A 26,067-nucleotide genomic window follows, 5' to 3' on the forward strand; every position below is an offset into this window, starting at 1 on the left:
GGCGGGTGGAAATGCCCCGCACTCCTTGCTAGACAGGGGGCGCACTTTGCCAACGAACACCCGCACCAACAAACGAGAGCCGGAGGACGTAAACGCCATGGCCGCACGCCGCAAACTGATTGCCGGGAACTGGAAGATGAACGGGCTGAAGGCCGACGGGCTCGACCTCGCCTCTGACCTCGCCGGACGCCTGACGGGGGCCGGGACGGTCGCCTTCGACATGCTGGTGTGCCCGCCCTTCCCGCTGCTGTTCCCGGTGGGCGACGCCATTTCCGGCAGCCCGCTGGCGCTCGGCGCGCAGGACTGCCACGCCAAGACCTCCGGCGCGCACACCGGCGACGTCAGCCCGGCCATGCTGACCGATGCCGGCTGCCGCTACGTCATCCTCGGCCATTCGGAGCGCCGCGCCGACCACGCCGAATCCGACGCCCAGGTCGCCGCCAAGGCCGCCGCCGCCCACAAGGCGGGCCTGATCGCCATCATCTGCGTCGGCGAGACGGAGGCCCAGCGCGACGCCGGGCAGGCGAACAGCGTCGTCGCCAGCCAGCTCAAGGGCTCGATTCCGGAGGGCGCCACCGCGGCGAACACCGTCATCGCCTACGAGCCGGTCTGGGCCATCGGCACCGGCAAGACCGCCACGCCCGACGACGTCAAGGCGATGCACGCCCACATCCGGGCGGAGCTGGCCGGCAAGACCGCCGATCCCGACGCGGTGCGCGTCCTCTACGGCGGTTCGGTGAAGCCGGGCAACGCGGCGGAACTGATGGCGGTGGAGAATGTGGACGGCGCGCTGGTCGGCGGGGCCGCGCTGAAGGCGGACGATTTCTGGGCGATCGCCACCAGTTGCCGCTAGCATATCGCGCAGGACCGCGTTAAAAACAGTGGGCGCGCGCCACGGGCCCTTGCCAAGGTCCGTGGCGCGCTGTTGGTTTGGGCGGTCCCTGCGGATCGCTCCGGGAAGGGATCAAGGGAACGGGTTGCATGGAATCGGTGCTTCTGGTCATTCACCTGCTGATCGCCCTGGCGCTCGTCGGGGTCATCCTGATCCAGCGGTCGGAAGGCGGCGGTCTCGGCATCGGCGGCGGCAATATGGGCGGCATGATGTCCACCCGCGGCACCGCCAATCTGCTGACGCGGACCACCGGCATCCTGGCGGGCTGCTTCATGGCGACCAGCCTGGTCCTGGCGGTCCTGGCGGGCGCGCACAAGGCGCCGACCTCGATCATCGACACGATGCCGGCCCAGCCCGTGGCCCCGGCGGCACCCGCCCAGCCGGCCGCGCCGGCGCAGCCCGCCCCGCCGGTCGCCCAGTAACAGCGGCCCGGCAAACGCGACCCGGCTCCGGCCGGGTCCGACGCGAGGCGGCCTCCCCCGAAGCCGCCTCTTTCTTTTGAGGATCGTCGATCCGGGCAGAGCCCGGGGGACGGTCCGAACTCGGGGAACGGATCAGGCTCTGAAGGTCTTCGGACGGACATGACTCGCTACATCTTCATCACCGGTGGCGTCGTTTCCTCGCTGGGCAAAGGTCTGGCGTCGGCGGCGCTTGGGGCGCTTCTCCAGGCGCGCGGCTACAAGGTGCGGCTTCGCAAGCTGGACCCGTACCTGAACGTGGACCCCGGCACGATGAGCCCGTACCAGCACGGCGAGGTCTATGTGACCGACGACGGCGCTGAGACCGACCTCGACCTCGGCCATTACGAGCGCTTCACCGGCGTGGCCGCGCGCCGTGGCGACAACATCACCACGGGCCGCATCTATTCGACGGTGATCGCCAAGGAGCGCCGCGGCGACTATCTGGGCGCCACCGTGCAGGTGATTCCGCACGTCACCGACCAGATCAAGGACTTCATCCGCGCCGACACGACCGACGAGGATTTCATCCTCTGCGAGATCGGCGGCACGGTGGGCGACATCGAGTCGACCCCCTTCCTGGAGGCCATCCGCCAGTTCGGCAACGAGGTCGGTCCGGAGAACGCGCTGTTCATCCACCTGACCCTGCTGCCCTACATCCCGACGGCGGGCGAGCTGAAGACCAAGCCGACCCAGCATTCCGTGAAGGAACTGCTGGGCATGGGCATCCAGGCGAACATCCTGCTCTGCCGCGCCGACCGTCCGATTCCGGACAACGAGCGCCGCAAGATCGCGCTGTTCTGCAACATCCGTCCGGAACGCGTGATCGCCGCCCTGGACGTCGATTCGATCTATCAGGTGCCGGTCAGCTACCACGAGGAAGGTTTCGACACCCAGGTGCTGGCCTATTTCGGCCTGCCGACCGAGGGCAAGCCGGACCTGTCGCGCTGGACCAGCATCATGGAGCGCGTGCGCAAGCCGCAGGGCGAGGTGACCATCGCCGTCGTCGGCAAGTACACCAGCCTGCTCGACAGCTACAAGTCGCTGGCCGAGGCTCTGACCCACGGCGGCATCGCCAACAACGTGAAGGTCAAGCTGGACTGGATCGACTCGGAGATCTTCGAGGACGACACCGCCGTCCAGAGGCTGGAGAACGTCCACGGCATCCTGGTGCCGGGCGGCTTCGGCTCGCGCGGCACGGAGGGCAAGATCCGCGCCGCCCAGTTCGCCCGCGAGCGCAAGGTGCCGTACTTCGGCATCTGCTTCGGCATGCAGATGGCGGTGATCGAATCGGCCCGCAACATGGCCGGGATCGTCGACGCCGGCTCGACCGAGCTGGGCAAGCCCGGCAACCCGGTGGTCGGCCTGATGACCGAGTGGATGCGCGGCAACAGCCTGGAGAAGCGCACGGAAGGCACCGATCTCGGCGGCACCATGCGGCTCGGCACCTACCCGGCGAAGCTGGTCCCCGGCAGCAAGGTCGCGGAGGTCTACGGCACCACCGACATCACCGAGCGGCACCGCCACCGCTACGAGGTGAACGTCTACTACAAGGAGCGTCTGGAGAAGGTCGGCCTGCTGTTCTCCGGCCTGTCGCCGGACGGCGAACTGCCCGAGATCGTCGAGATCCCGGACCATCCCTGGTTCATCGGCGTGCAGTTCCACCCGGAGCTGAAGTCCAAGCCCTTCGACCCGCACCCGCTCTTCACCTCCTTCATCAAGGCGGCGATCGAGCAGAGCCGGCTGGTCTGATGTGACCATACGGGGGAGGGCATTCCTCCCCCGCGTGTTCCGGTTCCGGGTTTCCCGTGGGTATAGTGACAGCGGCGGCCGAGCCAACGGTCGCCGCTTTTGCGTTATGGGCCAGGGAAAAACCAAGGGAAGGGACACAACCATGACCGACATCAGCATTCCCGCCGGCGACGGCGGCAGCTTTTCCGCCTATGTGGCCAAGCCGACGGGCGGCGGACCGGCGCCGGGACTCGTCGTCATCCAGGAAATCTTCGGGGTCAATCAGGTCATGCGCGACCTGTGCGACGGCTTCGCCGCCCAAGGCTGGCTGGCCGTCTGCCCGGACCTGTTCTGGCGGCAGGAGCCGGGTGTCCAGATCACGGACAAGACCCAGGAGGAATGGAACCGCGCCTTCGCCCTGATGAACGGCATGGATCAGGACAAGGCGGTGGACGATCTCAAGGCCACGCTCGCGTGGCTGCGCCAGAATCCGGATTGCACGGGCAAGGCGGGGTCGGTCGGCTACTGCCTGGGCGGGCGGCTGGCCTTCATGATGGCGGCGCGCTCCGATTCCGACGCCAACGTCAGCTATTACGGCGTCGGCCTCGACGGTCTGGCCGGCGAGGCGGCGAGCATCACCAAGCCGCTGCTGATGCACATCGCCGAGAAGGACCAGTTCGTCCCGGCGGAGGCGCGGGAGAAGATCCTGGCCGCGGTGAAGGGCAACCCGCATGTCACCGCCCATGTCTATCCCGGCGTCGACCACGCCTTCGCCCGTGCGGGCGGCGCCCATTTCGACGCCGAGGCGGCGGAGCTGGCCAACGGACGCACGGCAGCCTTCTTCAAGCAGCATCTGGGTTGACGCCATTCCGGTTGACCGGGATCGCCGATATCTGGGAAGGAATGGGCAGCGCGAGGGGGCCTTCGGCATGCGCCCCCTCGCTTTGCTTTTTGGAGAGCACGGGATGACCACCGCCAAGACCGTCCAGATCGGCAACCTGACCATCGCCAACGACCGGCCCTTCACCCTGATCGCCGGACCGTGCCAGATGGAAAGCCGCGACCACGCGCTGGAGACGGCCGCGGCGTTGGTGGAGATGACCGGCGCGCTGGGCATCGGGCTGATCTACAAGTCGTCCTTCGACAAGGCCAACCGCACCTCCATCAGCACGGCGCGCGGTCTCGGCATGGACAAGGCGCTGCCGATCTTCGCCGAGATCAAGGAGCGGTTCGGCTGCCCGGTGATCACCGACGTGCACGAGGCCGACCAGTGCGCCCCGGTGGCCGAGGTGATGGACGTCCTGCAGATCCCGGCCTTCCTGTGCCGCCAGACCGATCTGCTGATCGCCGCCGCCAAGACGGGCCGGGCGGTCAACGTCAAGAAGGGCCAGTTCCTCGCCCCCTGGGACATGAAGAACGTCGCGGCGAAGCTGGTGGCGTCGGGCAACGACAAGGTCCTGCTGTGCGAGCGCGGCGCCAGCTTTGGCTACAACACGCTGGTGTCGGACATGCGGTCCCTGCCGATCATGGCGGAGACCGGGTTCCCGGTGGTGTTCGACGCCACCCATTCCGTTCAGCAGCCGGGCGGGCAGGGCACCACCTCCGGCGGCCAGCGCGAGTTTGTTCCGGTGCTGGCGCGCGCCGCCATCGCGGTGGGCGTCGCCGCCGTCTTCATGGAGACCCACGAGAATCCGGACTGCGCGCCCAGCGACGGCCCGAACATGGTCCCGCTGAAGGAAATGCCGGCCCTGCTGGCGCGGCTCCAGGCCTTCGATCGGCTCGCAAAAGGCTGACGAAAGGACAGGTTTGGGAACGGCGTGGCGGTCGCGGCGTTGCCTTGGCACCGCGGGCGCCGCGCTTATGGTGGAGCGCCCGCGGAATGAGCCATGGAGCAACGCCATGAAGCCGATCCGCCTGTGCGCCATCGCCGCCATCGCCAGTGTGGGCGCGATGATCGCCGTTCCCGCTTTCGCGCAATCGACCGCGCCGTCCGCAACGCCTTCCACCACGCCGATGCCGCAGGCCAAGCCGGCCATGCCGCCGGGCCACAGCGGCACCACCACCGCGCCGCCGATGGGCAGCGGATCGTCGTCGACGACGGCGAAGGCCAAGGTCATCGACCTCAACACAGCCGGCAAGGACGAGCTTCAGACCCTGCCGGGAATCGGCGAGGCGCGGTCCGAGGCCATCGTGAAGAACCGCCCCTACCGGTCCAAGGACGAGCTGGTCAGCAAGAAGATCGTCCCGCAGAACGTCTACGACGACATCAAGGGCCGGATCGCCGCGGTCGGCGGCTCCAAGACCAGCGCCTCGGCGGCGACCGCCCCGAAGAAGTGAGAGGGAAGCGGCCCTCTTTCCTAAACTGTGGAATGGGGGCCGCCCTTACAGGCTGAAGCTCCGGTAGGTGATCGGCGCCTCAGCCGTGCCGCCGTCCTCCGCGGCGATCTCGGCGAGCAGACCATGATGCTCCGAGAGGTCGCACACCGGGTCGGTGTTGTCGGCGCTTCCGGTCAGCGCCAGCGCCTGGCAGCGGCAGCCGCCCCAGTCGATTTCCTTCTGGTCGCAGCTCCGGCAGGGCTGGGGCATCCAGTCGGTGCCGCGGTAGCGCTGGAAGGCCGCGGAGTTGGCCCAGATGTCGGCCAGCGGACGCTCCGTCACCCGGTCGAAACTCATGCCGGGGATCGTCTCGGCGGCGTGGCAGGGCAGGACCGAGCCGCTGGGCGTCACGTTCAGGAACTTGCGCCCCCAGCCGCCCATGCAGGCCTTGGGGCGCTTGGCGTAATAATCCGGCACCACGTAGTCGACGACCAGCCGGCCCTTCAGCTCCGGCAGGCGGGCGCGCACCCGCTCGTCCATGCGGACCAGCTGCTCGCGGGTCGGCATCAGGGCGGCGCGGTTCTTCAGCGCCCAGCCGTAATACTGGACGTTGGCGATCTCGATGCGGCCGGCCTTCAGCTCCAGCGCCATGTCGATGAAATCGTCGACCCGGTCGATGTTGTGGCGCTGCACGATGGCGTTGACGGTCAGCGCCATGCCAACGTCGGTGACCGCGCGCGCCACCTCCAGCTTCTTCGGCTGGCCGCCGGGAAAGCCGCTGATCAGTTCGGCCTTGGCGGGCACCGTGTCCTGAAAGCCGATCTGCACATGCTGGAGCCCGGCGTCGCGCAGCCGCTCCAGCCGCGCCCGGTCGAGCAGCACCGCCGAGGTGATGAGGTTGGCGTAGAGCCCGGCCGCGGTGGCGTGGGCGATCAGCGCCTCCAGGTCCTTGCGCGCCGTCGGCTCCCCGCCGGAGAAATGGACCTGGATGATGCCGAGGTCGGCCGCCTCGTCGAGCACGCGGCACCAGGCGGCGGTGTCCAGCTCGCGGCTGGCCGGGTCGAGGGCCAACGGGTTGGAGCAGTAGGCGCAGCGCAGCGGGCAGCGGTGCGTCAGTTCCGCCAGCAGGGCCAGCGGCGGTTCGAGTCCGGTCGTGGCGCCACAGAAGGTCATCGGGTCAGGAACCCCTTCGTGATCATGTCGCCCAACAGTTCCAACACATCCGCGGCGATCTCCTCCCGCGGCGCGTCGAATTGCGCGGCCAGCGCGGCGATGGCCGTGCCCACCGTTGCCGGAGGCTGGTCCGCCTGAGGCCGTGCAGTGACGGCCCGCACCACCTCCAGCGCCACCTCGTCCAGGATCAGCACGCGCTCCGGCCCCAGAAGCTGCCAGTGTCCGCGCACCCGGTCCTGGCGGAGCATGACGCCGGGGGCCAGCCGGACCCGGTCCTCCTCGGTCACGCCGTCCGTCATCGCCGGTAGACCGTCGGTTCCATGTCGTCCGGCACGAAGGCGCCGGGCGGGATCAGGCCGGGCGACACATAGGCGTGGTGGAGCGCGTCCAGCTGCGCCCACAGCAGCTCCGCCTTGTGGCGCAGTGCGGCGATCACCTGCTGCTGCTGCTCCGGTGTGCGGGCGTTGTCGAGCACATAGTCGAGCCCGAACTCGACGTCGCGCGGCGCCTCGTCCAGCCGCTTGCGGAAGTAGGACAGGGTGGCGTCGTTGGCGAAGGCGTAATAGGCCTCGAACCCGGCGATGCGCTCGCGGTGGATGGCCGGGGCGAACAGCTCGGTCAGGGACGAGGCAACGGCCTCCAGCGTCGATTTGCTCGACACGAAGTTGACGTAGGAATCCACGGCGTAGCGGGTCGCCGGCAGGATGCCCCTCAGTGAGGTGACATAGTCGCGGTCCAGACCCAGCCCGTCGGTCAGGCGCAGCCAGCGCTCGATTCCGCCGACCTTGCCCTCCTCGCGCTCCCGGCTCTCGCCGAAGCCGTCATGGTCGAGCACGCGCTGAATCCAGATGCGGCGCAGCGCCGGATCGTCCATCCGCGCCATCAGGGCCAGATCCTTCTTCGGAATGCAGACCTGATAGTAGAAGCGGTTCAGCGCCCAGGCCTGGACCTGCCCGCGCTTCAGCTTCCCGCCGTGCAGCAGTTTGTGGAAGGGGTGGAGGTCGTGGTACTGGCGCTCGCCGATGGCGCGCAGCTCGCGTTCCAGACCTTCGCGCGACAGCGGTGACGTCATAGGGTGAACTCCATCCCGTCGTGGGCGATCTCCCAACCTTCGGCGGCGGCGGCGGCCCGTTCGGGCGAGTCGTCCAGCAGCGCCGGGTTGGTGTTGTTGATGTGGACGAAGACCTTGCGCCGCACGCCCAGGTCCGCGAAGGCGGCGATCGAGCCGTCCGGGCCGGACATCGCCATGTGGCCCATGCGCTGGCCGGTCTTGCTGCCGGTGCCGGCACGGATCATCTCGTCGTCGGTCCAGGTAGTGCCGTCGAACAGCACCAGTGGCGCACCGCGCAGCCGGTCGGCCAGCCAGCCCGGCATGGCCGAGCAGCCGGGGATGTAGAAGAACTCCCCATCGCCGTTGCGGTCGCGGATGCGCAGCGCCACCGTGTCCTCCGCCACCGAGCCGAAGCCGGCGGCCGACGGGTCCTCCAGATAGAGCGCGACCTTGCCGGGCACGGCGAAGGCTTCAATCTCGAAGGGGAAGGGGGTTCCGGCGGCGTCGGCGGGAACCCAGGGCCGATCCAGCGCCATGGCGCGGCGCGGCGCCAACTCCGGGTTGACCACCCGGAAGACGGCGTTCGCCTCCAGCACGCCGTGCACCCGGTCGGTGGCGTAGACGGCCAGCGGCTGGGATTCGCGCAGCGTCAGCAACCCCGCCACATGGTCGATGTCGGCGTTGGTCAGCACCGCCGCGGCGATGGGGCTGTGGCGCACGCCGGTCTGCGGGTGCAGCGCCGGGTTGGCGAGGATCTGCCGGCCGATGTCCGGCGAGGCGTTCAGCAGCAGCCAGCGCCCGTCGCCGCCACTGACGGCGAGCGACGACTGGGTGCGCGGCCGGGCCGCCGGATCGCCGGTGCGGGCGCGGCGGCAGCCCGCGCAGTTGCAGTTCCACTGGGGAAAACCGCCGCCCGCGGCGGAGCCAAGGACGAGAATCGTCAGCATGGGATGCCTTTCCGAATCAGGCGGCCCGAATCAGGCGGCGGTCGTCACGCATGGGAACCGGCCGGCGCTCAGAGACGGGCGCAGGCGTAGGCGTTGATCTCGGTGCCGACGGCGATTTCGACGATCTGGGGCTTGCGCCAGGTCTTCATGGTTGGGTCCTCCGCGCTTGGATTGGCCTTGGGGTGATTCCCAGGGGCTGTTGCCGCCCGCCGCGGGCGGCCCCGCTAGCGAACGTTAGAACGCTACGGGTACGGGACAAGGTGGTCTATGCGACTTTGGAAGCAGGTGCGCTGCACAACCGGATAGGGTGCTCCACCGTCCGGGCGTCCTTCCCTGCGAGTTTGCGCCCCAGCGGCCTTGCATCCCCCCGCACGCGAGGCTATCAAGCCCGCGCGCTTCTTTTTCGCCTGGAAAGATCATCCGCCTGGAAAGATCACCCAGCGGACGCGCGCAACGCGGAGGAAGGACAAACATGAGCGCCATTACCGAAATCCACGCCCGCGAGATCCTCGACAGCCGCGGGAACCCGACCGTCGAGGTGGACGTCCTGCTCGAATCCGGCGCCTTCGGCCGCGCCGCCGTCCCGTCGGGCGCCTCGACCGGCGCGCACGAGGCGGTGGAACTGCGCGACGGCGACAAGTCCCGCTACGGCGGCAAGGGCGTGCTGAAGGCCGTGGAGTCGGTCAACGGCGAGATCTTCGACGCCATCGCCGGCCTCGACGCCTCCAACCAGCGCGCCCTCGACCTCGCCATGATCGAGCTGGACGGCACCCCCAACAAGGGCCGGCTCGGCGCCAACGCCATCCTCGGCGTCTCGCTCGCCGTCGCCAAGGCCTCGGCGGAAGAGGCGGCCCTGCCGCTGTTCCGCTACGTCGGTGGCGCCTTTGCCAACCTGCTGCCGGTGCCGATGATGAACATCATCAACGGCGGCGCCCACGCCGACAACCCGATCGACATCCAGGAGTTCATGGTCATGCCGGTCGGCGCCGAGAACGGCGCCGAGGCCATCCGCATGGGCTCGGAGATCTTCCAGGCGCTCAAGAAGAAGCTCAAGGACGCCGGGCACAACACCAACGTCGGCGACGAGGGCGGCTTCGCCCCCAACCTCGCCTCGACCGAGGACGCGCTGGGCTTCGTGATGAAGGCGATCGAGGCCGCCGGCTACAAGCCGGGCGACGACGTCATGCTGGCCATCGACGCCGCCTCGACCGAGTTCTTCAAGAACGGCAAGTACGAGCTGGCCGGCGAGGGCAAGTCGCTGGCGCCGGAGCAGATGGTCTCCTACTGGGCCGATCTGGTCGGCCGCTACCCGATCATCTCGATCGAGGACGGCATGGCCGAGGACGACTGGGAAGGCTGGAAGGCGCTGACCGACGCCATCGGCGGCAAGGTGCAGCTGGTCGGCGACGACCTGTTCGTGACCAACCCGGCGCGTCTGGCGGACGGCATCAAGAAGGGCGTGGGCAACTCGATCCTGGTCAAGGTCAACCAGATCGGCACCCTGTCGGAGACGCTGGAGGCCGTGGACATGGCGCACAAGGCCGGCTACACGGCGGTCCTGTCGCACCGCTCGGGCGAGACCGAGGACAGCACCATCGCCGATCTGGCGGTCGCCACCAACTGCGGCCAGATCAAGACCGGCTCGCTGTCGCGCTCCGACCGTCTGGCCAAGTACAACCAGCTGATCCGCATCGAGGAGATGCTCGGCACCGCCGCCCGCTTCGCCGGCCGCGGCATCCTCAAGGCGTAACACGCTCTTAAGGATTTCCTTCGGAGAAGGCCCCTTTCCGGGACACCGGGAAGGGGCTTTTTTCTGTGGTCTCTTCCGGGTGTGCGCCCGGTGCGCGGGAGATTTCCAAATCACCACCGTGCAAGGGGCGCGCGCTTCTGGTAAACAGCCGCCATAGTTTCGCCCGCTTGGGCCGGCACCCTCTCAACGACGGCTTTTCCCGCCCGGACAGGACCCTCGACGCATGACCAAGACCACTTCTTTCGCCGCCCTTCTGCTCGGCGGCCTGCTGTGCAGCGGTTCCGTCCTCGCGCAGACGGTTTCGCTGCAGGACCGTCTGGACCGGCTGGAGTCGGGGGTGGAGGCGCTGGGCGGGCGCATCGAGGTGGCCCAGGCCTACCCGGGCAATTCCTACACGCGGGGGCAGACCGCCGAGATCCAGCCTTCGCTGGCCGCCGATTTCGAGGTGCGGCTGCAGAAGCTGGAGCGCGCCCTGTCGGAGCTGACCGGGCGCTACGAAGAGGCGACCTATCAGATCTCGCAGATGAAGGATCGGCTGGAGCGGGTCAACAGCGACATCGACTTTCGCCTGAAGGAGCTGGAGAGCAAGGGCGGCGGGGCGGCCAGCGACCCGTTCGGCGCCCCGGCCAAGCCCAGCGCGGCGGCTCCGGCCGCGGCCCCCAGCGCCGCCAAGGCGCCCGAGAAGGCCCCTGAAAGGACAGCCGACAAGCCGGCGGAGAAGCAGACCGCCGCCCTGGCGCCGCTTCCCGCCAACTCGACCCCGGAGAAGCAGTACGAGCACGCCTTCGAGCTGCTGCGCCAGTCCGACTACGACAAGGCGGAGAAGGCATTCAGCGATTTCCTGGCGAAGAACAAGGGCCACCAGCTTGCCGGCAACGCCCAGTACTGGCTGGGTGAGACCTACTACGTCCGCAACAAGTTCCAGGACGCCGCCGTGGCCTTCGCCGAGGGCGTGCAGAAGTACCCGAAGAACAACAAGGCGGCGGACAATCTGCTGAAGCTCGGCATGTCGCTGCAGCAGCTCAACCAGAAGAAGGACGCTTGCACGGCGTTCAACCAGTTGATCACCAAGTTCCCGGAGGCGTCGGCCAGCGTGAAGCGTCGCGCCGACACCGAGCGCCGCCGCCTGAACTGCGCCTGACGGGTGCGGTGAACGCGTCCGACCCGTCCGGGCCGATTTCCGCGGGTGAGTTTGCCACCCGCATGGACCGGCTGGGCGGCTTTGAGACGCGGCCGCGTGTGGCGGTTGGCGTGTCCGGTGGGGCGGACAGCCTCGGGCTGGCTTTGCTCGCCCAACGATGGGCGGCGGAACGGGGCGGGGATGTCCTCGCGCTGATCGTTGATCATGGCCTGCGCGCGGAGTCGGCGGCGGAGGCCGCCCGGGTGGGCGGCTGGCTCCAGGCGCGCGGCATCGCCCACGCTGTTCTGCGCTGGGACGGAGAGAAGCCGGCGACCGGCATCCAGGAGGCGGCCCGCGCCGCGCGCCACCGCTTGCTGGCCGAACACTGCCGGCAGGAGGGCATCCTCCATCTGGCGCTCGCCCACCATCGCGACGACCAGGCAGAGACGGTGCTGCTGCGCTTCGCCCGCGGCTCCGGCATTGATGGGCTGGCCGGTATGGCGGCGGTGCGCGCCGCGGGGGCGGTGCGGGTGATCCGGCCGCTGCTGGACCTGTCCCACGGGCGGATGGTGGCGACCTGCCGCGCCTTTGGCCAGGAGTGGATCGAGGACCCGTCCAACCGCAACCCGCGCTTTGCTCGCGCCCGCCTGCGTGCGGCGGGGGAGGCGCTGGTCGCCGAGGGATTGGACACGCCGCGTCTGGCCGACCTCGCCCGCCGGGCCGCCCGCGCCCGCAACGCGCTGGAAGCGGGGACCGCCGCCCTGCTGGCCGAGGCCGTGGAGATGTACCCCGAGGGTTGGTTGCGGCTGGACCCGAAGCCATTGCTGGAGGCAGCGGAGGAACTTGGCCTGCGCGCGCTGGCACGCTGCATCGCTGCGACGGGGGGCGGCGCCTACCCACCGAAGGACGAGGCGGTGGAGCGTCTGTTCGCCGAGATCGCCGACAGCGGCTTCCGCGGGCGCACGCTGGGCGGCTGCCGCATCGTCCCGCGGAGGGGGCGTTTGGTGATCGCGCGGGAGCCGGTCGGGGTCACCGAACGGCTGGACCTTACCCCAGGCGGAGAGGTCTGGTGGGATCGCCGATTCGCCGTTCGGCTGGGGGTAGGGGCGGGCGGTTCGCTCACCGTGGGAAAATTGGGGCAGGAGGGGTGGCAAAGGGTGCGGTCCGCAAGCCCGGATTCGGGCCGCATCGGCCTGCCCGAACCGGTCCGCGAGACGCTGCCGGCGCTGTGGGACGGAAATGGGCTGGTGGCGGCGCCGCATCTGGGCTTTTCGCGGCCCGGATTCCCCCTTTCGGCGGTCGCTTTGCACGCGCCCGGGGTGGTGTTGGCCGGTCCAGCTTTTCCGGTTGTTTCGGACCGTGTCGGCATTATTTAATCTGGGAACGTGCCCGTAAGCCCGGGAGGGGTGGCTCCGCATCAGCCTACCTTTCCGCGCAGGGTTCGCAGAAAGGCTTTTGACGTGAACAATTTCGGCAAGAATCTCGCGCTCTGGATCATCATAGGGCTGCTGTTGGTGGCCCTGTTCAACCTCTTCCAGAGCTCCTCCACGCGCAGCCCGCAGACGACGGTTCCGTTCAGCGAGCTTCTCGCCGAAGTGGACCGCGGCCAAGTGGCCGACGTCACCATCAAAGGAAACCAGGTCTCCGGCCACTTCACCGACGGCCGGTCCTTCAGCACCTACGTCCCGCCCGAAGCCGGGCTGGTCGAGCGGCTGACGCAGAAGAACGTGCGCATCAGCGCCGTTCCGGACGACAGCAACGTGCCGTCGCTGTTCTCCGTCCTGCTGTCCTGGTTCCCGATGCTGCTGCTGATCGGCGTCTGGATCTTCTTCATGCGTCAGATGCAGTCGGGCGGCGGCAAGGCCATGGGCTTTGGCAAGTCCCGCGCGCGCCTGCTGACGGAGAAGGTCGGCCGGGTCACCTTCGACGACGTCGCCGGCATCGACGAGGCCAAGCAGGAGCTGGCCGAAATCGTCGAGTTCCTGAAGGACCCGCAGAAGTTCCAGCGTCTGGGCGGCAAGATCCCGAAGGGCGTGCTGCTCGTCGGCCCGCCGGGCACCGGTAAGACCCTGACCGCGCGCGCCGTGGCGGGTGAGGCCAACGTGCCGTTCTTCACCATCTCCGGCTCCGACTTCGTCGAGATGTTCGTGGGCGTCGGCGCCAGCCGCGTCCGCGACATGTTCGAGCAGGGCAAGAAGAACGCCCCCTGCATCATCTTCATCGACGAAATCGACGCCGTCGGCCGCCATCGTGGCGCCGGCCTGGGCGGCGGCAACGACGAGCGCGAGCAGACCCTGAACCAGCTGCTGGTCGAGATGGACGGCTTCGAGGCGAACGAGGGCGTCATCCTCATCGCCGCGACCAACCGTCCGGACGTGCTCGACCCCGCGCTGCTGCGTCCGGGCCGCTTCGACCGTCAGGTCGTCGTTCCGAACCCGGACGTGCTGGGCCGCGAGAAGATCCTCAAGGTCCACATGCGCAAGGTGCCGCTGTCCCCGGACGTCGACGCCAAGGTCATCGCGCGCGGCACCCCGGGCTTCTCGGGCGCCGACCTCGCCAACCTCGTCAACGAGGCCGCGCTGCTCGCCGCCCGCATCGGCAAGCGCGTCGTCGGCATGGCCGAGTTCGAGGCCGCCAAGGACAAGGTCATGATGGGCGCGGAGCGCCGCTCCATGGTCATGACCGAGGACGAGAAGAAGCTGACCGCCTACCACGAGGCCGGTCACGCCATCGTCGCCATCCACCAGCCGGACAGCGATCCGGTGCACAAGGCCACCATCATCCCGCGCGGCCGCGCCCTGGGCATGGTGATGCGCCTGCCGGAAGGCGACCGCATCTCGCTGTCCCAGGCCAAGCTGCACGCCGACCTGCGCGTCGCCATGGGCGGCCGCATCGCGGAAGAGCTGATCTTCGGCAAGGACCGCGTGACCACCGGCGCGTCGGGCGACATCAAGATGGCCACCGACATGTCGCGCCGCATGGTCACCGAATGGGGCATGAGCGACAAGCTGGGCCCGCTGCTCTACGGCGAGCCGACGCAGGAGGTCTTCCTCGGCCACTCCGTCACCCAGCACAAGAACATGTCCGACGCCACGGCCCGCACGGTGGACGAGGAAATTCGCCGGATCGTGGACGAGGCGTACGGCGAGGCCCGCCGCATCCTGACGGAGAACATCGACCAGCTCCACACGATCGCCAAGGGTCTGCTGGAGTACGAGACCCTGAGCGGTGAGGACATCGCCCGCCTGCTGCGCGGCGAGCCGCTGATCCGCAACGACGAGCGCGAAGGCTTCTCCCCGGCCCCGCCGAAGCAGCCGACCCCGACCTCGGGCCGCCGCCCGTCGGTGCCGACCACCAAGGAAAGCGGCGGGATGGACCCGGAGCCCCAGGGCACCTGATGGCGTGCGCTTGATCCACACCGCAGCTTAAGTCAGCGAAACCGGCGCTCCGCAAGGGGCGCCGGTTTTTCTTTGCCGCCTTCCGCCTGTACGCGTCTCCCGTACGTCTTGGCGGAACCAAGGAGCGGGACCATCGTACTGAACAGGGTTGTCTCAACCGAAAGCGCCGCCGATGCTGTTCCTGCCCATCTACGACGACAACCCGACGCGGCGGACGCCGGTCGTCACCATGGCGCTGATCGCGCTGTGCGTGATGGTGTTCCTGTGGCAGCTCTCATTGGGGGCGCGGGCCGGAAATCTCGCGGTCTATTCCTTCGGCCTCGTTCCGGCGGTGCTGTTCGGCCACGCCGAGTTGCCGGAGCCGTTGCGGGTGGTTCCGCCCTGGATGTCCGTCATCACCTCCATGTTCATGCATGGCGGCTTCCTGCACATCGCCGGCAACATGCTGTACCTCTGGATCTTCGGCAACAATGTCGAGGACAGCATGGGGCGGGGCCGCTTCGTGGTCTTCTACCTGCTGTGCGGGACGGCGGCGGCGCTGGCTCAGAGCTTCGCCGCTCCAACGTCCGAAGTGCCGATGGTGGGGGCGAGCGGGGCCATCGGCGGGGTGCTCGGCGCCTACCTCGTGCTGCACCCGCGGGCGAATGTCGGCGTCTTCTTCTGGTTCATCATCATCGTGCGCGTCATCAGCGTCCCGGCGGTGCTGGTGCTGGGCTTCTGGTTTGTCGGGCAGATCCTGAGCGGGGTCACCACCCCGACCTCCGACGACAGCGGCGGGGTGGCCTTCTGGGCGCATGTCGGCGGGTTCGTCATGGGGGCGGCGCTGATCCCCTTCTTCAAGCGGCCCGAGGTGCGGTTGCTGGAGCCGCCGCACAGCCGCCCCTTCGCGGTCGTTCCGCCGGGCACCCGGTTGCGCCGCGGGAGCGTGCCGGAAGCGGGCGACCGTCGCCGTCCCTTTCGATAAATGATAGGCTGCGTCTATTGATGGGTTTTTATCATTCGATTGGACCTGTTGTCGGGCAGCGCTCATGCTGAGGCTGAACAAGAACGGCGGTGTTCGGGAGCCTCGCGATGACCAAGACCTTCAGCTTTGCCTGCATCCACTTCTCGGTGGCCTTCACGGTCGGCTATTTGATGACCGGCAGCATCGCGGTGGGCGGCGCGTTGGCGCTGGTGGAGCCGCTGTGCAACACGGTGGCCTATCACCTGCACGAGCGGGCCTGGGCGGCCCATGAACGCCGCAAGGCGCAGGCGGCCAAGGCGGAGCCGGCGGAGGGGACCGCGGTTCCGGCCTGAAAAGACCGGTGCTTATAATCCCCTCTCCCCTCTGGGGAGAGGGTCAGGGTGAGGGGGATGCGCTTGTGCCGAACTTACCGCTATGCGCAACCCCCCTCACCGGCCCTCGGGGCCACCCTCTCCCCAGAGGGGAGAGGGCCAAAGAACCGGGATACCAGTTCAGCGCGAACGCAGGTAGGCGAGCACCGTTTCCGGAGCGGATTCGCCGTAGGGGTCGCCGCCTTCGCCGGCGTCGTTGATGCCCGGCTCCTCGAACAGCTTCTCGATCACGCCGTCGGTCACCACCATGGCGTAGCGCCAGCTCCGCATGCCGAAGCCGACATGATCCTTGTTGATCAGCATACCCATGCGGCGGGTGAAGTGGCCCGAGCCGTCGGGGATCAGCTTGACGTTCTTCACGCCGAGATGCTTGCCCCACTGGAACATCACGAACGCGTCGTTGACGCTGAGGCAATAGACCTCATCCACGCCCAAGTCGCGGAACTCCGGGTAAAGCGCGTCGTAGGTCGGCACCTGCTGGTTGGAGCAGGTCGGGGTGAAGGCGCCGGGCAGGGAAAAGACGACGACGCGCTTGCCGGCGAACAGATCGTCGCTGCTGACGTCCTGCCAGCGGAACGGGTTGGGGCCGCCGACGCTCTCGTCGCGCACGCGGGTCTTGAACACGACCGAGGGGACTTTGCGTCCTTCCATGATGGTCTCCGGATCGAGGTGAAGCGGTTGGTTTGGGATGCCTGAGCTTAGCCCTTCAACGGATTGACGAATACCGGCCGGAGCCGCCTGCGCGGTCTTGTCTCAGCCGGTCGTCGGATCAGGGCAGGAGCGCCTCCGCGAAGGGACGGAAAGCGCCCTCCGTCACCAACCGTTTCGCCGCCGCGATGTCCGGGGCCATCGCGCGGTCCTCCGTCCACACCGCCACGCGGGCGCGCAGCAGCCCCCGCGCGCGCTCCAGCGCGGGGGAGGAGGACAGCGGAGCCCGCAGGTCGATCCCCTGGGCTGCCGCCAACAGTTCCACCGCGACGATGCCCGCCAGATTGTCGGCCATGTCCGTAAGGCGGCGGGCGGCGTGGGTCGCCATGCTCACATGGTCTTCCTGGTTGGCGGAGGTGGGCAGGCTGTCCACGCTGGCCGGGTGGGCCATCTGCTTGTTCTCGCTGGCCAGCGCCGCCGCGGTGACCTGGGCGATCATGAAGCCGCTGTTCAGCCCGCCGTCGGCCACCAGGAAGGGCGGCAGGCCCGACAGGTGGGTGTCCATCAGCAGCGCGATCCGCCGTTCCGACAGCGCCCCCGTCTCGGCGATGGACAGGGCCAGCACGTCGGCGGCCATCGCCACCGGCTCGGCGTGGAAGTTGCCGCCGGACAGGATGTCGCCGCTGTCCGGGAAGACCAGCGGGTTGTCGGACACCGCGTTGGCCTCGCGCTCCAGCACGCCCGCGGCGAAGCGCAGATGGTCGAGCACCGCGCCCATCACCTGCGGCTGGCAGCGCAGGCTGTAGGGGTCCTGCACCGTCTCGTGCCCCTCGCGGTGGGAATCGCGGATGCCGCTGCCCTGGAGCAGGGAGCGGTAGACGGCGGCCACGTCGCGCTGGCCGGGCTGGCCGCGCAGGTCGTGGATGCGCGCGTCGAAGGGGCCGTCGCTGCCCAGCGCGGCATCGACGCTGAGCGCCCCGGCGACCAGGGCGGCGGCGAAGCCGTCCTCGGCCGCGACCAGCCCGGCCAGACCCAGCGCGGTGGACACCTGCGTGCCGTTCAGCAGGGCCAACCCCTCCTTGGCCTCCAGCGCCAGCGGCGCCAGCCCGGCGCGGGCCAGCGCGTCGGCGGCGGGCAGCCGTTCGCCGTCCACGTCGGCCTCGCCCTCGCCGATCAGGACGCCGGTCAAATGGGCCAACGGCGCCAGATCGCCGGACGCCCCGACCGAGCCCTTGGCCGGCACCACCGGCAGGACGCCACGGTTGTAGAGCGCCAGCAGCGCCTCGATCACCGCCATGCGCACGCCGGAATGGCCGCGCGCCAGCGCATTGACCTTCAGCGCCAGGATCAGCCGCACCACGCCCGGCGGCAGGTCCGGCCCGGTGCCGGCGCTGTGCGACAGGACGAGCCTCCGCTGAAGCTCCCGCACCTGATCCGGGGGGATGCGCTTCTTCGCCAGCAGGCCGAAGCCCGTGTTCACGCCATAGACCGCGCGCTCCCCGCCCGCCGCGTCCGCCACCGTGCGGGCCGAAGCGTCGATGGCGGCGCGGCAGCCGGGCGCCAGGGCCAGGACGGGCGGGTCGCGCAGGATGCGCCGCAGGTCGGGCAGGGCGAGATGGCCGGGGTCGATGGTCAGCGTGTCGGTCATGCGGCGTTCCTTGAAACGGGGGGAACAGGGACGTCCTTCACATGAGGCGCCGTTGTCGTCTGCGCAAAGGGGGTGGTTTTCAGTGGCATTCCTGTGATGTCCCTCAATCTTCAGATTTCATTTACCAAAAACGCGCCAACTGACCTCGCCTGCATCCAGTGGGCACTGCCGCAAACGGTGACAATTGGAGGGCTGTAAATGCCTCGCCTGTTTTCTCGCGGGTCTGAAAAGACCAATAAAGACATGGCTCACGGGGGACGTTATTTCACCCGGGTACTCGTTGGTGCATTTGTCTTCAGCGCCACCATCAATCTCCTGATGTTGGCGATGCCACTTTATTCGCTTCAGGTCTTCAGCCGGGCCATTCCGTCCGGCAACATCGATACGCTGGTCATGCTGACCGTCATCGTCGTCATGGCCCTGACGCTGAGCGCCGCCATGGAAACGGTGCGGGCGCGCATCCTGGCCCGCGCGGGCAACGCGCTGGAGGTCACCTGGCGCCGCCGGCTGACCGCCGACGTGCTGGACGCCTCGGGCCGCGGCCGTCCGGACACCGCTCCGGTCAGCGACCTCATGGAGGTCAAGGGCGCGATGAGCCGCCCGTCGCTGCCGGCCCTGATGGACCTGCCCTGGGTGCCCCTGTACGTCATCGGCATCTACCTGATCCACCCGCTGCTCGCCGTGATCCTGGTCGCCGCGATGGTCATCATGACGGCGCTGGGTTATCTGAGCAACTGGGCGGTGCGCCACTTCGCCGAGGACAGCAAGGCCCCGGCCAGCCGTTCGCAGCGCCTGTTCGACTCCCTGCTGTCGCGGTCGGAGACGGTGCGCGGCCTGCGCATGGGGCCGAGCGCGCTGGACGCCGTGGCCCGCGACGCCATGACCACCTCCGCCCTGCAGGGCCGCTCGACCGAGCGCGCCGCCGCCATCGGCGCCTTCACCAAGTGGGTCCGCATGGTCATCCAGATCGCGGTGACCGGCGTCGGCGCCCTGCTGGTGATCGAGCAGCACCTGTCCTTCGGCGGCATGATCGCCACCTCCATGCTGGTCGGCCGCGCCCTCGCCCCGGTCGAGCAGACCGCTGGCGCCTGGGGCCAGATCCAGAAGTCCTACCAGGCCTTCCGCCGCCTGTTCCCGCTGCTGAAGCGCCTGTCGCTCGAGCCGGAGCGTCCGATCATCCCGGTGGAGCGCGAGCGTCTGACCGTCGAGAACCTGCTGTTCGTCTCCCCCCGCGACCAGAAGCCGATCCTGCGCAGCGTCACGCTGGCGGTCGAGCCGGGCCAGACGGTGTGCATCGCCGGTCCCAACCGCTCCGGCAAGTCGGTCCTCGCCCGTCTGCTGGCCGGTGTGGCAATGCCGTCGGCGGGCACCGTGCGGCTGGGCGGTCTGGCCGTCGCCTCGCTGAACCCGGAAACCCCGGAGCAGGGCATCGGCTACATGGCCCAGGGCGCCGACCTGCTGCCCGGCACCATCGCCGAGAACATCGCCCGCTTCACCGAGACGACGCGGGAGAAGGTCGAGGACGCCGCCAAGCGCGCCGGCATCCATGCCTGGATCGAGAGCCTGCCCGGCGGCTATGAGACCGAGGTGACCGACCCGCTGTTCCCGATCACCGGCGCCTCGGCCCGCCTGATCGCCCTGGCCCGCGCCGGTTACGGCCGTCCCTCGCTGCTCGTTCTCGACGAGCCGTCGGCCGGCATGGACGAGATCGGCCACAAGGCGGTGCGCGAGTTCATCGTCGAGGCCAAGAACAGCGGTGTCACCACCATCGTGCTGACCCATTCCCCGGCCTTCGTCGACATCTCCGACAAGACCTTCGTTCTGAAGAACGGCATGGCGGTCGAACTGCCGCAACGCCAGCAGGAGCAGCAGGGTCCGAACTGGAGCCGCCTGCGCAACATCGGCCCGGCGCCGGTGCAGAGCGCCGCCGGCTGACGCCGGAACCTCCAGATCAGTACCCCAGCATAAGTTCCGGGCGACTTCCGGCGATTAAGGACCTTCTGTGATGACCGACACCACCATGAACACCTACAAGACGAAGACCATGACGTCGATCGGCGCGCTGCGCGCGCTGGTTCCCGACACCCGGGTCAGCGGGCTTCTGGCCGGCGGCTTCATGGTGCTGGCGGTGGGCTTCGGCGGGATGACCGCCTGGGCCGCGCTCGCCCCGCTTCACAGCGCCGTCATGGCCTCCGGCGCGCTGGCCCCGGAGACCGGCCGCAAGATCGTGAAGCACACCGAGACCGCCCAGATCGAGGAGATCCTCGTCAAGGAAGGTGACACGGTGAAGGCCGGCCAGGTCCTGATGCGGCTGGACAGCACGGAGGCGGCGACCCGGCTCCAGGTGCTCAGCACCTCCTGGCTGGAAACCCAGGCGCTGGAAGCGCGGCTGACCGCCGAGCTGTTCGAGCAGCCCGCCATCGAATGGCCGGAGGAGCTGCTGCGCCGCCGCGGCAACGACCGCACGGTGGAAAAGCTGATGGGGAACCAGGAGACCCTGTTCCAGGTCCGCCGCAACCAGCTCGACACCGAGGCCAAGCTGACCAAGGAGCGCGTCGCCACGCTGCGCGAGGAGGGCAAGAGCCTTCAGGAGCAGCGCAAGTTCCTGGCCCGCGAGATCCAGCTCATCGAGGACGATCTGCGCATCACCCAGGGTCTGCTGTCCCGCGGCAACGCCACCCGCACCAAGCTGGTCGAGCAGCAGAAGGAGGAGGCGCAGCTCAAGGGCCGCGACCGCGAGCTTGAGGCCCGCATCGCCCAGGCCAACCAGGCCGCGGTGGACGCCGAGGGCGAGCTTCTGCGCCGTCGCAACGACTTCCGTGAAAAGGTCCTGGTCGACCTGGAGAAGTCCCGCGGCGACGTCATCCGCCTCGCCGAGCAGATCCGCGACGCCGCCAACCGGCTGGAGACCCGCGCGATCAAGGCTCCGGACGCCGGGACCGTCGTGATGCACAGCCATTGGGCCGCCGGAGGCACGATCACCGCGAACGAGCCGATCCTGGACATCATCCCGGACGGCCGCGCCCTGCTGGCCGAGGTGAAGGTCCAGCCGAAGGACATCAAGTCGCTGACCGTCGATCTGCCGGTGAAGGTGCAGCTGACCGCCTATGACAGCCGCGTCGTCGGCTCGCTGGACGGCACGGTGACCTACGTCTCGGCCGACCGCGTGATGGACCCGATCACCCGGCAGGAATCCTACATCGCGCGGATCAAGCTGAAGGACAGCGACTCCCATCAGGTCCACAACCTGACGATCAAGCCGGGCATGCCGGTGGAGGCGCGCATCCTGCTGTCCGCCCGCACCCCGCTCGACTATCTGGTGCAGCCGCTGTCGCACTCCTACGTGAAGGCGTTCATCCAGGAGTAAGGGCAGGGGGCGGGGGCGTCCCGCTCCGCGATGGTTCGGAAAAGGAAAGGGCGGCTTCCCACGGGGGAGGCCGCCCTTCCTTGTTGGGCAAGCGGGATGCGATCAGCCGCGCGGGCCGTGCAGGCGCCGCGCCGCAAGGTCCAGCGCCAGCTTTAATTGAGCCAGCGAATAGGGTTTGTTGACCACGCCCAGCGGGTAGGTTTCGGTGATGCGGGCCATGATCGCGTGGTTGGCGTAGCCGGAGAGGAAGATCGAGCGGATGCCGTAGTTGGCGCGCAGGCGCCGCGCCGCCTCGATCCCGTCGCCGCCGGCCAGCCGCACGTCCATCAGCGCCACGTCGGGGCGTTCACGGCCGGCGATGGCCACCGCCTCCTCCTCGGTGCGGGCGGTGCCGCAGACGATGTGGCCGAGGTCCACGGCGGCCATGCCCACCGCCTCGGCGGCGAGGGTCTCGTCTTCCACGATCAGCAACCGCAGCGGACGGACCGCCGCCTGGGTGCCGCACCTGGGTGACTCCGTCCGCTCGGCCTGGGCGGCTGGGCGGCAGCGGTGCCGCCAGTCCAGGTTGGACGCCGGTCGTGCCAGCGTGTCCACATCGTCCCGTGTCATGAGCACCACCCCCATGCGTCGCCGCAGGTGTTATTGGTAAAGATTCATTTACCAAATAAAGTGGTAGTCGCACCCATTTCGGAGTTCAAGGAAAATCGGTGTGACGTGGGTCCGTTCGGACGAGGTGCGACCTTCCCGCAACAATGTGGCGAAGGGGGAGGGTCAGCGCTTGGGGCGGCTCAGCCAGTCCACGTTGCCGCTGCGGGGAGCGCTGCCGGTGGCTCCGGGACCGCCCTTGCGCCCGGACAATGGCGAGAGCCAGGAGGGAGCCGGCGGGGCGTCGGGAGTGGCCTCCGGTGCCGTCGGGCGCAGTGGCGCCGGGGCCGGCGCGCGCGGCACGAAGGGCGATAGAACGGGCGCCGGCGGTGGCGGTGGTGGCGACTCCTCGCGTGCCGGTTCGGAGGCGAAGGACGGGACCGGCTCGTCGGACGGCGGCGGCGCGTAGGTTTGGGGTGCGGTCGGCGGCGCGGTCTGTGGCGCGGATGGCGGTGCTGCCGGAGCCCCGGTGGAAGGCTGGGGGCGCGGTTCGGCGACGGCCCGCGTGGGGCGGTCGTCATCGTCGACCGGGCCGGTCTGGGTGTTGATGCGCCGCGCCTCGTCGCGGATGGACAGGAGAGTGGAGACGGCGAACTGGAGCAGCGGCGCCATCGTCTCGGAGTTCGCCAATTCTTCCGCCGTCAGGGCGGCGAAGCGCTGGCGCACCTGCTCCACCGCGTCCTCGATGCTGTCGCGCAGGGCGCCGGTGTCCTGGAGGACGCGTTCCAGATCCTCGCGAAGGGCCGAGATCTCGCAGGCCTGGCGCAGCTCGTGGAAGCCGATGGCCGTCCCCGGCGTCCGGCCGGAGTCGGCGGTCCGCTGATCCTGCGATCTGAAATCATAGGGCATCTTCGCCAAACGCCGGGCCCTATCCTGCAATCCTGACGGAGACCAAGGAAGGTTGCCGTGTCACAGGTTTAATGCGGTTGAACATGGTTGGAAACCGTTTGCGCACCCCAATCGCTTGTACTATTTTTTCCGCACCGGGGGGAACGGAATCCTGCGGTATCACAAATCCTACCCACCCCTCCCCAGAACCACGCATGCCGGGTACTCACGGTGTCGATTGATCGCGCGGAACTGGAACGGCTCCTTGCCGATCGTCCGACTGGAAACCGCTCGGCCATGCAGGCCGTCCGCGAAAGCTACGCCGACATCGGCCTGATGCGCGAGCGCGGCCTGTCCTGGGCGGAAATCTCCGATGTGCTGGCCAAGCTGGGCGTCACCGCCCGCGACAACCAGCCGATCTCGCCGGTCACCCTGCGCTCCGCCTTCTTCCTCGTGGGGAACGAAGGGCGCGACGGCGACGCGGACGGGGAGGATGCGGGTGGCACGACCCCGCGCGAAACGCTGGACGCGGTGCACCGCGCCGCACTCGCCGCGGGACAGCCGGCGGACGGCGAGGATATGGCCGCTGATCCGGAAGCGGCCGAGGAGGGAAGCGGCCATTCGCCGGACGTCGCCGCGCCGGAAGCGGAGCCCGTCCCCGTTGCCGAGCCCGAACCGACCGCCGTTCCGGAACCGGTCCCTGAACCGGAACTCCCGCCGGACCCTTCACCGGCCGCTCCGGTGCTTTCAGCGACCCTCCCCGTGGAGCCTCCCGGTGCGCCGGATGAGCCGTCTCTGCTCCCGGAGTCCCGATACACTCAGGCTCCGACTCTCCAGGAGCCGGTCCTTCACGTTTCAACACCTCAAGATTCGACAACGAACAGACTCTGGAAAGGCGATCGCATGCTGGGCACCATCTTCGTTCTCAACGACCGCGGTGGCGTCGGCAAGACGCTGCTGTCCCATCACCTGATGGCGACCGCCATGCTCGAAGGCCTTCAGCTCAAGGTCGTGGAGTATGAAGTCAACGAGCGCCTGAACCGCCTGTTCGGTCCGGAAGTGGTGGAGCACCGCCGCATCACCCAGGACTTCATGAACATGATGGGCTCGGGCGACGGCTTTTACGAGTTCTGGGACCAGATCGGCCCGGAGTTGCAGCGCGGCGGCCGTCTCTACGACTTCGGCGGCAACATCTCCCAGTGGTTCTTCAACTGGGCCGAAGTGTCGGGCTTCGACTACTATGTCGGCGAGGGCGAGCGGCTGACCTTCATGGTGCCGGTCACCGTCGATCTGGCCTCGCTGTCCACCGGCATGAACACGCTGGAGCGCATCGCCACCATCGCCCCGAAGGCCAAGCGCGTCCTGGTCGAGAACGGCTTCTCCGGCCCGTTCTCGCAGCTCGACGACAGCCAGTACGCCCGCCGCAAGGCGGAGATGGTGGAGCGCGAGGGCGTGGAGGTCATCTCCATGGCGCCCTGCACGGCCCCGGCTTGGGCGCGCCTAACCGGCCACCGCATCGACGAGGTGGCCCAGATGACCCGCGAGGATCTGGTGAAGCTGGGCATGACCCCGCCGGTCGCCTCCCGCTCGCTGATCATCATCCACGAGTGGCTGCGCACGATGCGGCAGGCGCTGTCGCCCTACCTGCGCGACGCCTTCAACCAGTCCGCCGGCCCGGCCGCCAAGACCGGCGCCCGTCAGGGCGCGCTCTGACAAGACCGCCGTCAGGGCGCGCTCTGACAGAATCGCGCATCGCCAGCATGCGGAAACGGGGGCCTTCGCGGCCCCCGTTTCTTTTTGCCCGACGAAGACGTTACGCGAAGGCTTCGACCAGCGCGGCGAACTCCTGCGGGCGTTCGGCGTGCAGCCAGTGGCCGGCACCCTCGATCATTTCGATGGCGGCCTTGGGGAAGTGGCGGCGGATGGCGGCGTGGTTTTCCGGCACGATGTAGTCGGAGCGGGTTCCGCCAATGAACAGGGTGGGGCCGTCGTACCGGGCGTCGCCCAGATCCGGGAAGCCGATCAGGTCGCTCATGCGGGCGCCAATGGCGTCGAGGTTGATCCGCCAGTGAAACGACCCCTGCTCCAGAACGAGATTCTGCAGCAGGAAGGAACGCAGGGGGGCTTCCGGCACCGCGTCCACGAGCTGCGCCTCGACCTCCGAGCGGCGGGTGCAGCCCTCCAGCCTGGCCTGTTTCATGGCCGCCACGAAGGGGGCGTGGGTGTGGGTGTAGGCGACCGGCGCGATGTCGGCCACGGCGAGACGCTCCACCCGGTCGGGGTGGGTCAGCGCCAGGGTCATCGCCACCTTGCCGCCCATGGAATGGCCGACCACCGACGCCCGCGCGAAGCCGCGGTCGTCGAGGAAGCGCAGCACGTCCGCGGCCATCGCCGGGTAGGTCATCTCGTCCGACCAGGGGGCGCCGCCGTGGTTGCGCAGGTCCAGCGCGTAGACCCGGTGCCGCTCCGCAAAGCGCTTCGCCAGGGTCTGCCAGTTGCGCGCCGACCCGAACAGGCCGTGCAGGACCAGCAGGGGGGTGCCGCCGTTCGCTTCGCCGGCTTCCAGATAGGTGAGGGGAAGACCCTGGGCCATGGACGTTCCGCTTGTCTGAAGGTGGGGGATGGGACAATGGGTGGGCGGCGATCCTAGCAGACCGTTTCCGCCCGCCGCCTTCAAATTCCACATGGGCCGGCATGCCGAAAGGCGTGACGCGGGCGGGGAAAACGCTAGGATGGCGCCGCCCATCAGAGGACCCGTAC

Annotated in this window: 25 protein-coding genes; 15 read left to right on the forward strand and 10 right to left on the reverse strand. The window is 68.7% G+C overall.

Annotated elements, in window-relative coordinates; translation table 11 throughout:
- The first annotated feature begins 97 nt into the window (after positions 1-97).
- The 6 genes from tpiA (at position 98) to D3869_RS13365 (ending at position 5,418) form a co-directional block, all read left to right on the forward strand.
- Entirely contained in the window at positions 98-853 is a 756-nt protein-coding gene (tpiA, locus tag D3869_RS13340) for a triose-phosphate isomerase (protein ID WP_109138483.1), read from the forward strand.
- A gap of 128 nt (positions 854-981) precedes the next feature.
- A complete protein-coding gene (gene secG, locus D3869_RS13345) occupies positions 982-1,314 on the forward strand; it encodes a preprotein translocase subunit SecG (protein ID WP_137140418.1) in 333 nt (110 codons plus the stop codon).
- Positions 1,315-1,473: 159 nt separating this feature from the next.
- Positions 1,474-3,102 carry a CTP synthase gene (locus D3869_RS13350; protein ID WP_137140419.1) on the forward strand — a complete coding sequence of 543 codons (1,629 nt, stop codon included), beginning with the start codon at positions 1,474-1,476 and terminating at the stop codon, positions 3,100-3,102.
- A 142-nt stretch (positions 3,103-3,244) separates the two neighbouring features.
- A complete protein-coding gene (locus D3869_RS13355; RefSeq protein WP_137140420.1) occupies positions 3,245-3,943 on the forward strand; it encodes a dienelactone hydrolase family protein in 699 nt (232 codons plus the stop codon).
- Positions 3,944-4,046: 103 nt separating this feature from the next.
- Positions 4,047-4,874 carry a 3-deoxy-8-phosphooctulonate synthase gene (kdsA, locus tag D3869_RS13360; protein WP_094305970.1) on the forward strand — a complete coding sequence of 276 codons (828 nt, stop codon included), beginning with the start codon at positions 4,047-4,049 and terminating at the stop codon, positions 4,872-4,874.
- A gap of 106 nt (positions 4,875-4,980) precedes the next feature.
- Positions 4,981-5,418, forward strand: a complete 438-nt coding sequence (locus D3869_RS13365) for a ComEA family DNA-binding protein (protein WP_137140421.1) — start codon at positions 4,981-4,983, stop codon at positions 5,416-5,418.
- A gap of 45 nt (positions 5,419-5,463) precedes the next feature.
- On the opposite strand, the gene pqqE is transcribed toward D3869_RS13365, so the two are convergent.
- From pqqE to pqqA, 5 genes are all read right to left on the reverse strand, one after another.
- Positions 5,464-6,570 carry a pyrroloquinoline quinone biosynthesis protein PqqE gene (gene pqqE / locus D3869_RS13370; protein WP_137140422.1) on the reverse strand — a complete coding sequence of 369 codons (1,107 nt, stop codon included), beginning with the start codon at positions 6,568-6,570 and terminating at the stop codon, positions 5,464-5,466.
- Positions 6,567-6,869 (reverse strand): PqqD family peptide modification chaperone, encoded by a 303-nt coding sequence (locus D3869_RS13375; RefSeq protein WP_137140423.1) that lies wholly within the window; start codon positions 6,867-6,869, stop codon positions 6,567-6,569. Before D3869_RS13375 ends, pqqE begins: the two co-directional genes overlap by 4 nt.
- Positions 6,866-7,642 carry a pyrroloquinoline-quinone synthase PqqC gene (pqqC, locus tag D3869_RS13380; RefSeq protein WP_137140424.1) on the reverse strand — a complete coding sequence of 259 codons (777 nt, stop codon included), beginning with the start codon at positions 7,640-7,642 and terminating at the stop codon, positions 6,866-6,868. Before pqqC ends, D3869_RS13375 begins: the two co-directional genes overlap by 4 nt.
- Entirely contained in the window at positions 7,639-8,568 is a 930-nt protein-coding gene (pqqB, locus tag D3869_RS13385) for a pyrroloquinoline quinone biosynthesis protein PqqB (RefSeq protein ID WP_137140425.1), read from the reverse strand. Before pqqB ends, pqqC begins: the two co-directional genes overlap by 4 nt.
- 68 nt (positions 8,569-8,636) lie before the next feature.
- Complete coding sequence (gene pqqA / locus D3869_RS34625) at positions 8,637-8,717, reverse strand: pyrroloquinoline quinone precursor peptide PqqA (protein ID WP_014240199.1); 81 nt, start codon at positions 8,715-8,717, stop codon at positions 8,637-8,639.
- A gap of 323 nt (positions 8,718-9,040) precedes the next feature.
- Here pqqA and eno point away from each other — a divergent pair, with 323 nt between their 5' ends.
- The 6 genes from eno (at position 9,041) to D3869_RS13420 (ending at position 16,132) form a co-directional block, all read left to right on the forward strand.
- Positions 9,041-10,318, forward strand: a complete 1,278-nt coding sequence (gene eno / locus D3869_RS13395; RefSeq protein WP_137140426.1) for a phosphopyruvate hydratase — start codon at positions 9,041-9,043, stop codon at positions 10,316-10,318.
- A gap of 223 nt (positions 10,319-10,541) precedes the next feature.
- Complete coding sequence (gene ybgF / locus D3869_RS13400) at positions 10,542-11,459, forward strand: tol-pal system protein YbgF (RefSeq protein ID WP_137140427.1); 918 nt, start codon at positions 10,542-10,544, stop codon at positions 11,457-11,459.
- 8 nt (positions 11,460-11,467) lie between these two features.
- Positions 11,468-12,814 carry a tRNA lysidine(34) synthetase TilS gene (tilS, locus tag D3869_RS13405; RefSeq protein WP_247895641.1) on the forward strand — a complete coding sequence of 449 codons (1,347 nt, stop codon included), beginning with the start codon at positions 11,468-11,470 and terminating at the stop codon, positions 12,812-12,814.
- 84 nt (positions 12,815-12,898) lie between these two features.
- Entirely contained in the window at positions 12,899-14,836 is a 1,938-nt protein-coding gene (gene ftsH / locus D3869_RS13410; RefSeq protein ID WP_014240204.1) for an ATP-dependent zinc metalloprotease FtsH, read from the forward strand.
- Between the two features lie 172 nt (positions 14,837-15,008).
- Positions 15,009-15,800 carry a rhomboid family intramembrane serine protease gene (locus tag D3869_RS13415; protein WP_247895642.1) on the forward strand — a complete coding sequence of 264 codons (792 nt, stop codon included), beginning with the start codon at positions 15,009-15,011 and terminating at the stop codon, positions 15,798-15,800.
- Positions 15,801-15,907: 107 nt separating this feature from the next.
- Entirely contained in the window at positions 15,908-16,132 is a 225-nt protein-coding gene (locus D3869_RS13420) for a DUF2061 domain-containing protein (protein ID WP_137140428.1), read from the forward strand.
- 159 nt (positions 16,133-16,291) lie between these two features.
- Here D3869_RS13420 and D3869_RS13425 read toward each other — a convergent pair whose 3' ends face one another.
- Both D3869_RS13425 and hutH read right to left on the reverse strand, forming a co-directional pair.
- Entirely contained in the window at positions 16,292-16,822 is a 531-nt protein-coding gene (locus D3869_RS13425; protein WP_137140429.1) for a peroxiredoxin, read from the reverse strand.
- Between the two features lie 118 nt (positions 16,823-16,940).
- Positions 16,941-18,467, reverse strand: a complete 1,527-nt coding sequence (gene hutH / locus D3869_RS13430) for a histidine ammonia-lyase (RefSeq protein WP_137140430.1) — start codon at positions 18,465-18,467, stop codon at positions 16,941-16,943.
- Positions 18,468-18,710: 243 nt separating this feature from the next.
- Here hutH and D3869_RS13435 point away from each other — a divergent pair, with 243 nt between their 5' ends.
- Together D3869_RS13435 and D3869_RS13440 are read left to right on the forward strand one after the other, a co-directional pair.
- Entirely contained in the window at positions 18,711-20,402 is a 1,692-nt protein-coding gene (locus D3869_RS13435; RefSeq protein WP_137140431.1) for a type I secretion system permease/ATPase, read from the forward strand.
- 70 nt (positions 20,403-20,472) lie between these two features.
- Positions 20,473-21,834, forward strand: a complete 1,362-nt coding sequence (locus D3869_RS13440; RefSeq protein WP_137140432.1) for an HlyD family type I secretion periplasmic adaptor subunit — start codon at positions 20,473-20,475, stop codon at positions 21,832-21,834.
- Between the two features lie 102 nt (positions 21,835-21,936).
- Here the strand turns inward: D3869_RS13440 and D3869_RS13445 are convergent, their stop codons facing one another.
- Together D3869_RS13445 and D3869_RS13450 are read right to left on the reverse strand one after the other, a co-directional pair.
- On the reverse strand, positions 21,937-22,443 hold the full coding sequence (locus D3869_RS13445) for a response regulator (protein ID WP_137140433.1): 507 nt from the start codon (positions 22,441-22,443) through the stop codon (positions 21,937-21,939).
- Positions 22,444-22,605: 162 nt separating this feature from the next.
- On the reverse strand, positions 22,606-23,337 hold the full coding sequence (locus tag D3869_RS13450) for a hypothetical protein (RefSeq protein WP_137140434.1): 732 nt from the start codon (positions 23,335-23,337) through the stop codon (positions 22,606-22,608).
- Positions 23,338-23,604: 267 nt separating this feature from the next.
- Here D3869_RS13450 and D3869_RS13455 point away from each other — a divergent pair, with 267 nt between their 5' ends.
- On the forward strand, positions 23,605-25,020 hold the full coding sequence (locus tag D3869_RS13455; protein WP_247895644.1) for a hypothetical protein: 1,416 nt from the start codon (positions 23,605-23,607) through the stop codon (positions 25,018-25,020).
- A gap of 100 nt (positions 25,021-25,120) precedes the next feature.
- Here D3869_RS13455 and D3869_RS13460 read toward each other — a convergent pair whose 3' ends face one another.
- Positions 25,121-25,900 carry an alpha/beta fold hydrolase gene (locus D3869_RS13460; RefSeq protein ID WP_119506969.1) on the reverse strand — a complete coding sequence of 260 codons (780 nt, stop codon included), beginning with the start codon at positions 25,898-25,900 and terminating at the stop codon, positions 25,121-25,123.
- Positions 25,901-26,067: the final 167 nt, after the last annotated feature.

This window comes from Azospirillum brasilense, assembly GCF_005222205.1.
GTDB lineage: Bacteria > Pseudomonadota > Alphaproteobacteria > Azospirillales > Azospirillaceae > Azospirillum > Azospirillum brasilense_G.

Bases quoted from the DNA above. Each gene is read 5' to 3' on its own strand.
- tpiA (WP_109138483.1), top strand. From the start codon at position 98: ATGGCCGCACGCCGCAAACTGATTGCCGGGAACTGGAAGATGAACGGG.
- secG (WP_137140418.1), top strand. From the start codon at position 982: ATGGAATCGGTGCTTCTGGTCATTCACCTGCTGATCGCCCTGGCGCTC.
- D3869_RS13350 (WP_137140419.1), top strand. From the start codon at position 1,474: ATGACTCGCTACATCTTCATCACCGGTGGCGTCGTTTCCTCGCTGGGC.
- D3869_RS13355 (WP_137140420.1), top strand. From the start codon at position 3,245: ATGACCGACATCAGCATTCCCGCCGGCGACGGCGGCAGCTTTTCCGCC.
- kdsA (WP_094305970.1), top strand. From the start codon at position 4,047: ATGACCACCGCCAAGACCGTCCAGATCGGCAACCTGACCATCGCCAAC.
- D3869_RS13365 (WP_137140421.1), top strand. From the start codon at position 4,981: ATGAAGCCGATCCGCCTGTGCGCCATCGCCGCCATCGCCAGTGTGGGC.
- pqqE (WP_137140422.1), bottom strand. From the start codon at position 6,570: ATGACCTTCTGTGGCGCCACGACCGGACTCGAACCGCCGCTGGCCCTG.
- D3869_RS13375 (WP_137140423.1), bottom strand. From the start codon at position 6,869: ATGACGGACGGCGTGACCGAGGAGGACCGGGTCCGGCTGGCCCCCGGC.
- pqqC (WP_137140424.1), bottom strand. From the start codon at position 7,642: ATGACGTCACCGCTGTCGCGCGAAGGTCTGGAACGCGAGCTGCGCGCC.
- pqqB (WP_137140425.1), bottom strand. From the start codon at position 8,568: ATGCTGACGATTCTCGTCCTTGGCTCCGCCGCGGGCGGCGGTTTTCCC.
- pqqA (WP_014240199.1), bottom strand. From the start codon at position 8,717: ATGAAGACCTGGCGCAAGCCCCAGATCGTCGAAATCGCCGTCGGCACC.
- eno (WP_137140426.1), top strand. From the start codon at position 9,041: ATGAGCGCCATTACCGAAATCCACGCCCGCGAGATCCTCGACAGCCGC.
- ybgF (WP_137140427.1), top strand. From the start codon at position 10,542: ATGACCAAGACCACTTCTTTCGCCGCCCTTCTGCTCGGCGGCCTGCTG.
- D3869_RS13415 (WP_247895642.1), top strand. From the start codon at position 15,009: ATGCTGTTCCTGCCCATCTACGACGACAACCCGACGCGGCGGACGCCG.
- D3869_RS13420 (WP_137140428.1), top strand. From the start codon at position 15,908: ATGACCAAGACCTTCAGCTTTGCCTGCATCCACTTCTCGGTGGCCTTC.
- D3869_RS13425 (WP_137140429.1), bottom strand. From the start codon at position 16,822: ATGGAAGGACGCAAAGTCCCCTCGGTCGTGTTCAAGACCCGCGTGCGC.
- hutH (WP_137140430.1), bottom strand. From the start codon at position 18,467: ATGACCGACACGCTGACCATCGACCCCGGCCATCTCGCCCTGCCCGAC.
- D3869_RS13435 (WP_137140431.1), top strand. From the start codon at position 18,711: ATGGCTCACGGGGGACGTTATTTCACCCGGGTACTCGTTGGTGCATTT.
- D3869_RS13440 (WP_137140432.1), top strand. From the start codon at position 20,473: ATGACCGACACCACCATGAACACCTACAAGACGAAGACCATGACGTCG.
- D3869_RS13445 (WP_137140433.1), bottom strand. From the start codon at position 22,443: ATGACACGGGACGATGTGGACACGCTGGCACGACCGGCGTCCAACCTG.
- D3869_RS13455 (WP_247895644.1), top strand. From the start codon at position 23,605: ATGCAGGCCGTCCGCGAAAGCTACGCCGACATCGGCCTGATGCGCGAG.
- D3869_RS13460 (WP_119506969.1), bottom strand. From the start codon at position 25,900: ATGGCCCAGGGTCTTCCCCTCACCTATCTGGAAGCCGGCGAAGCGAAC.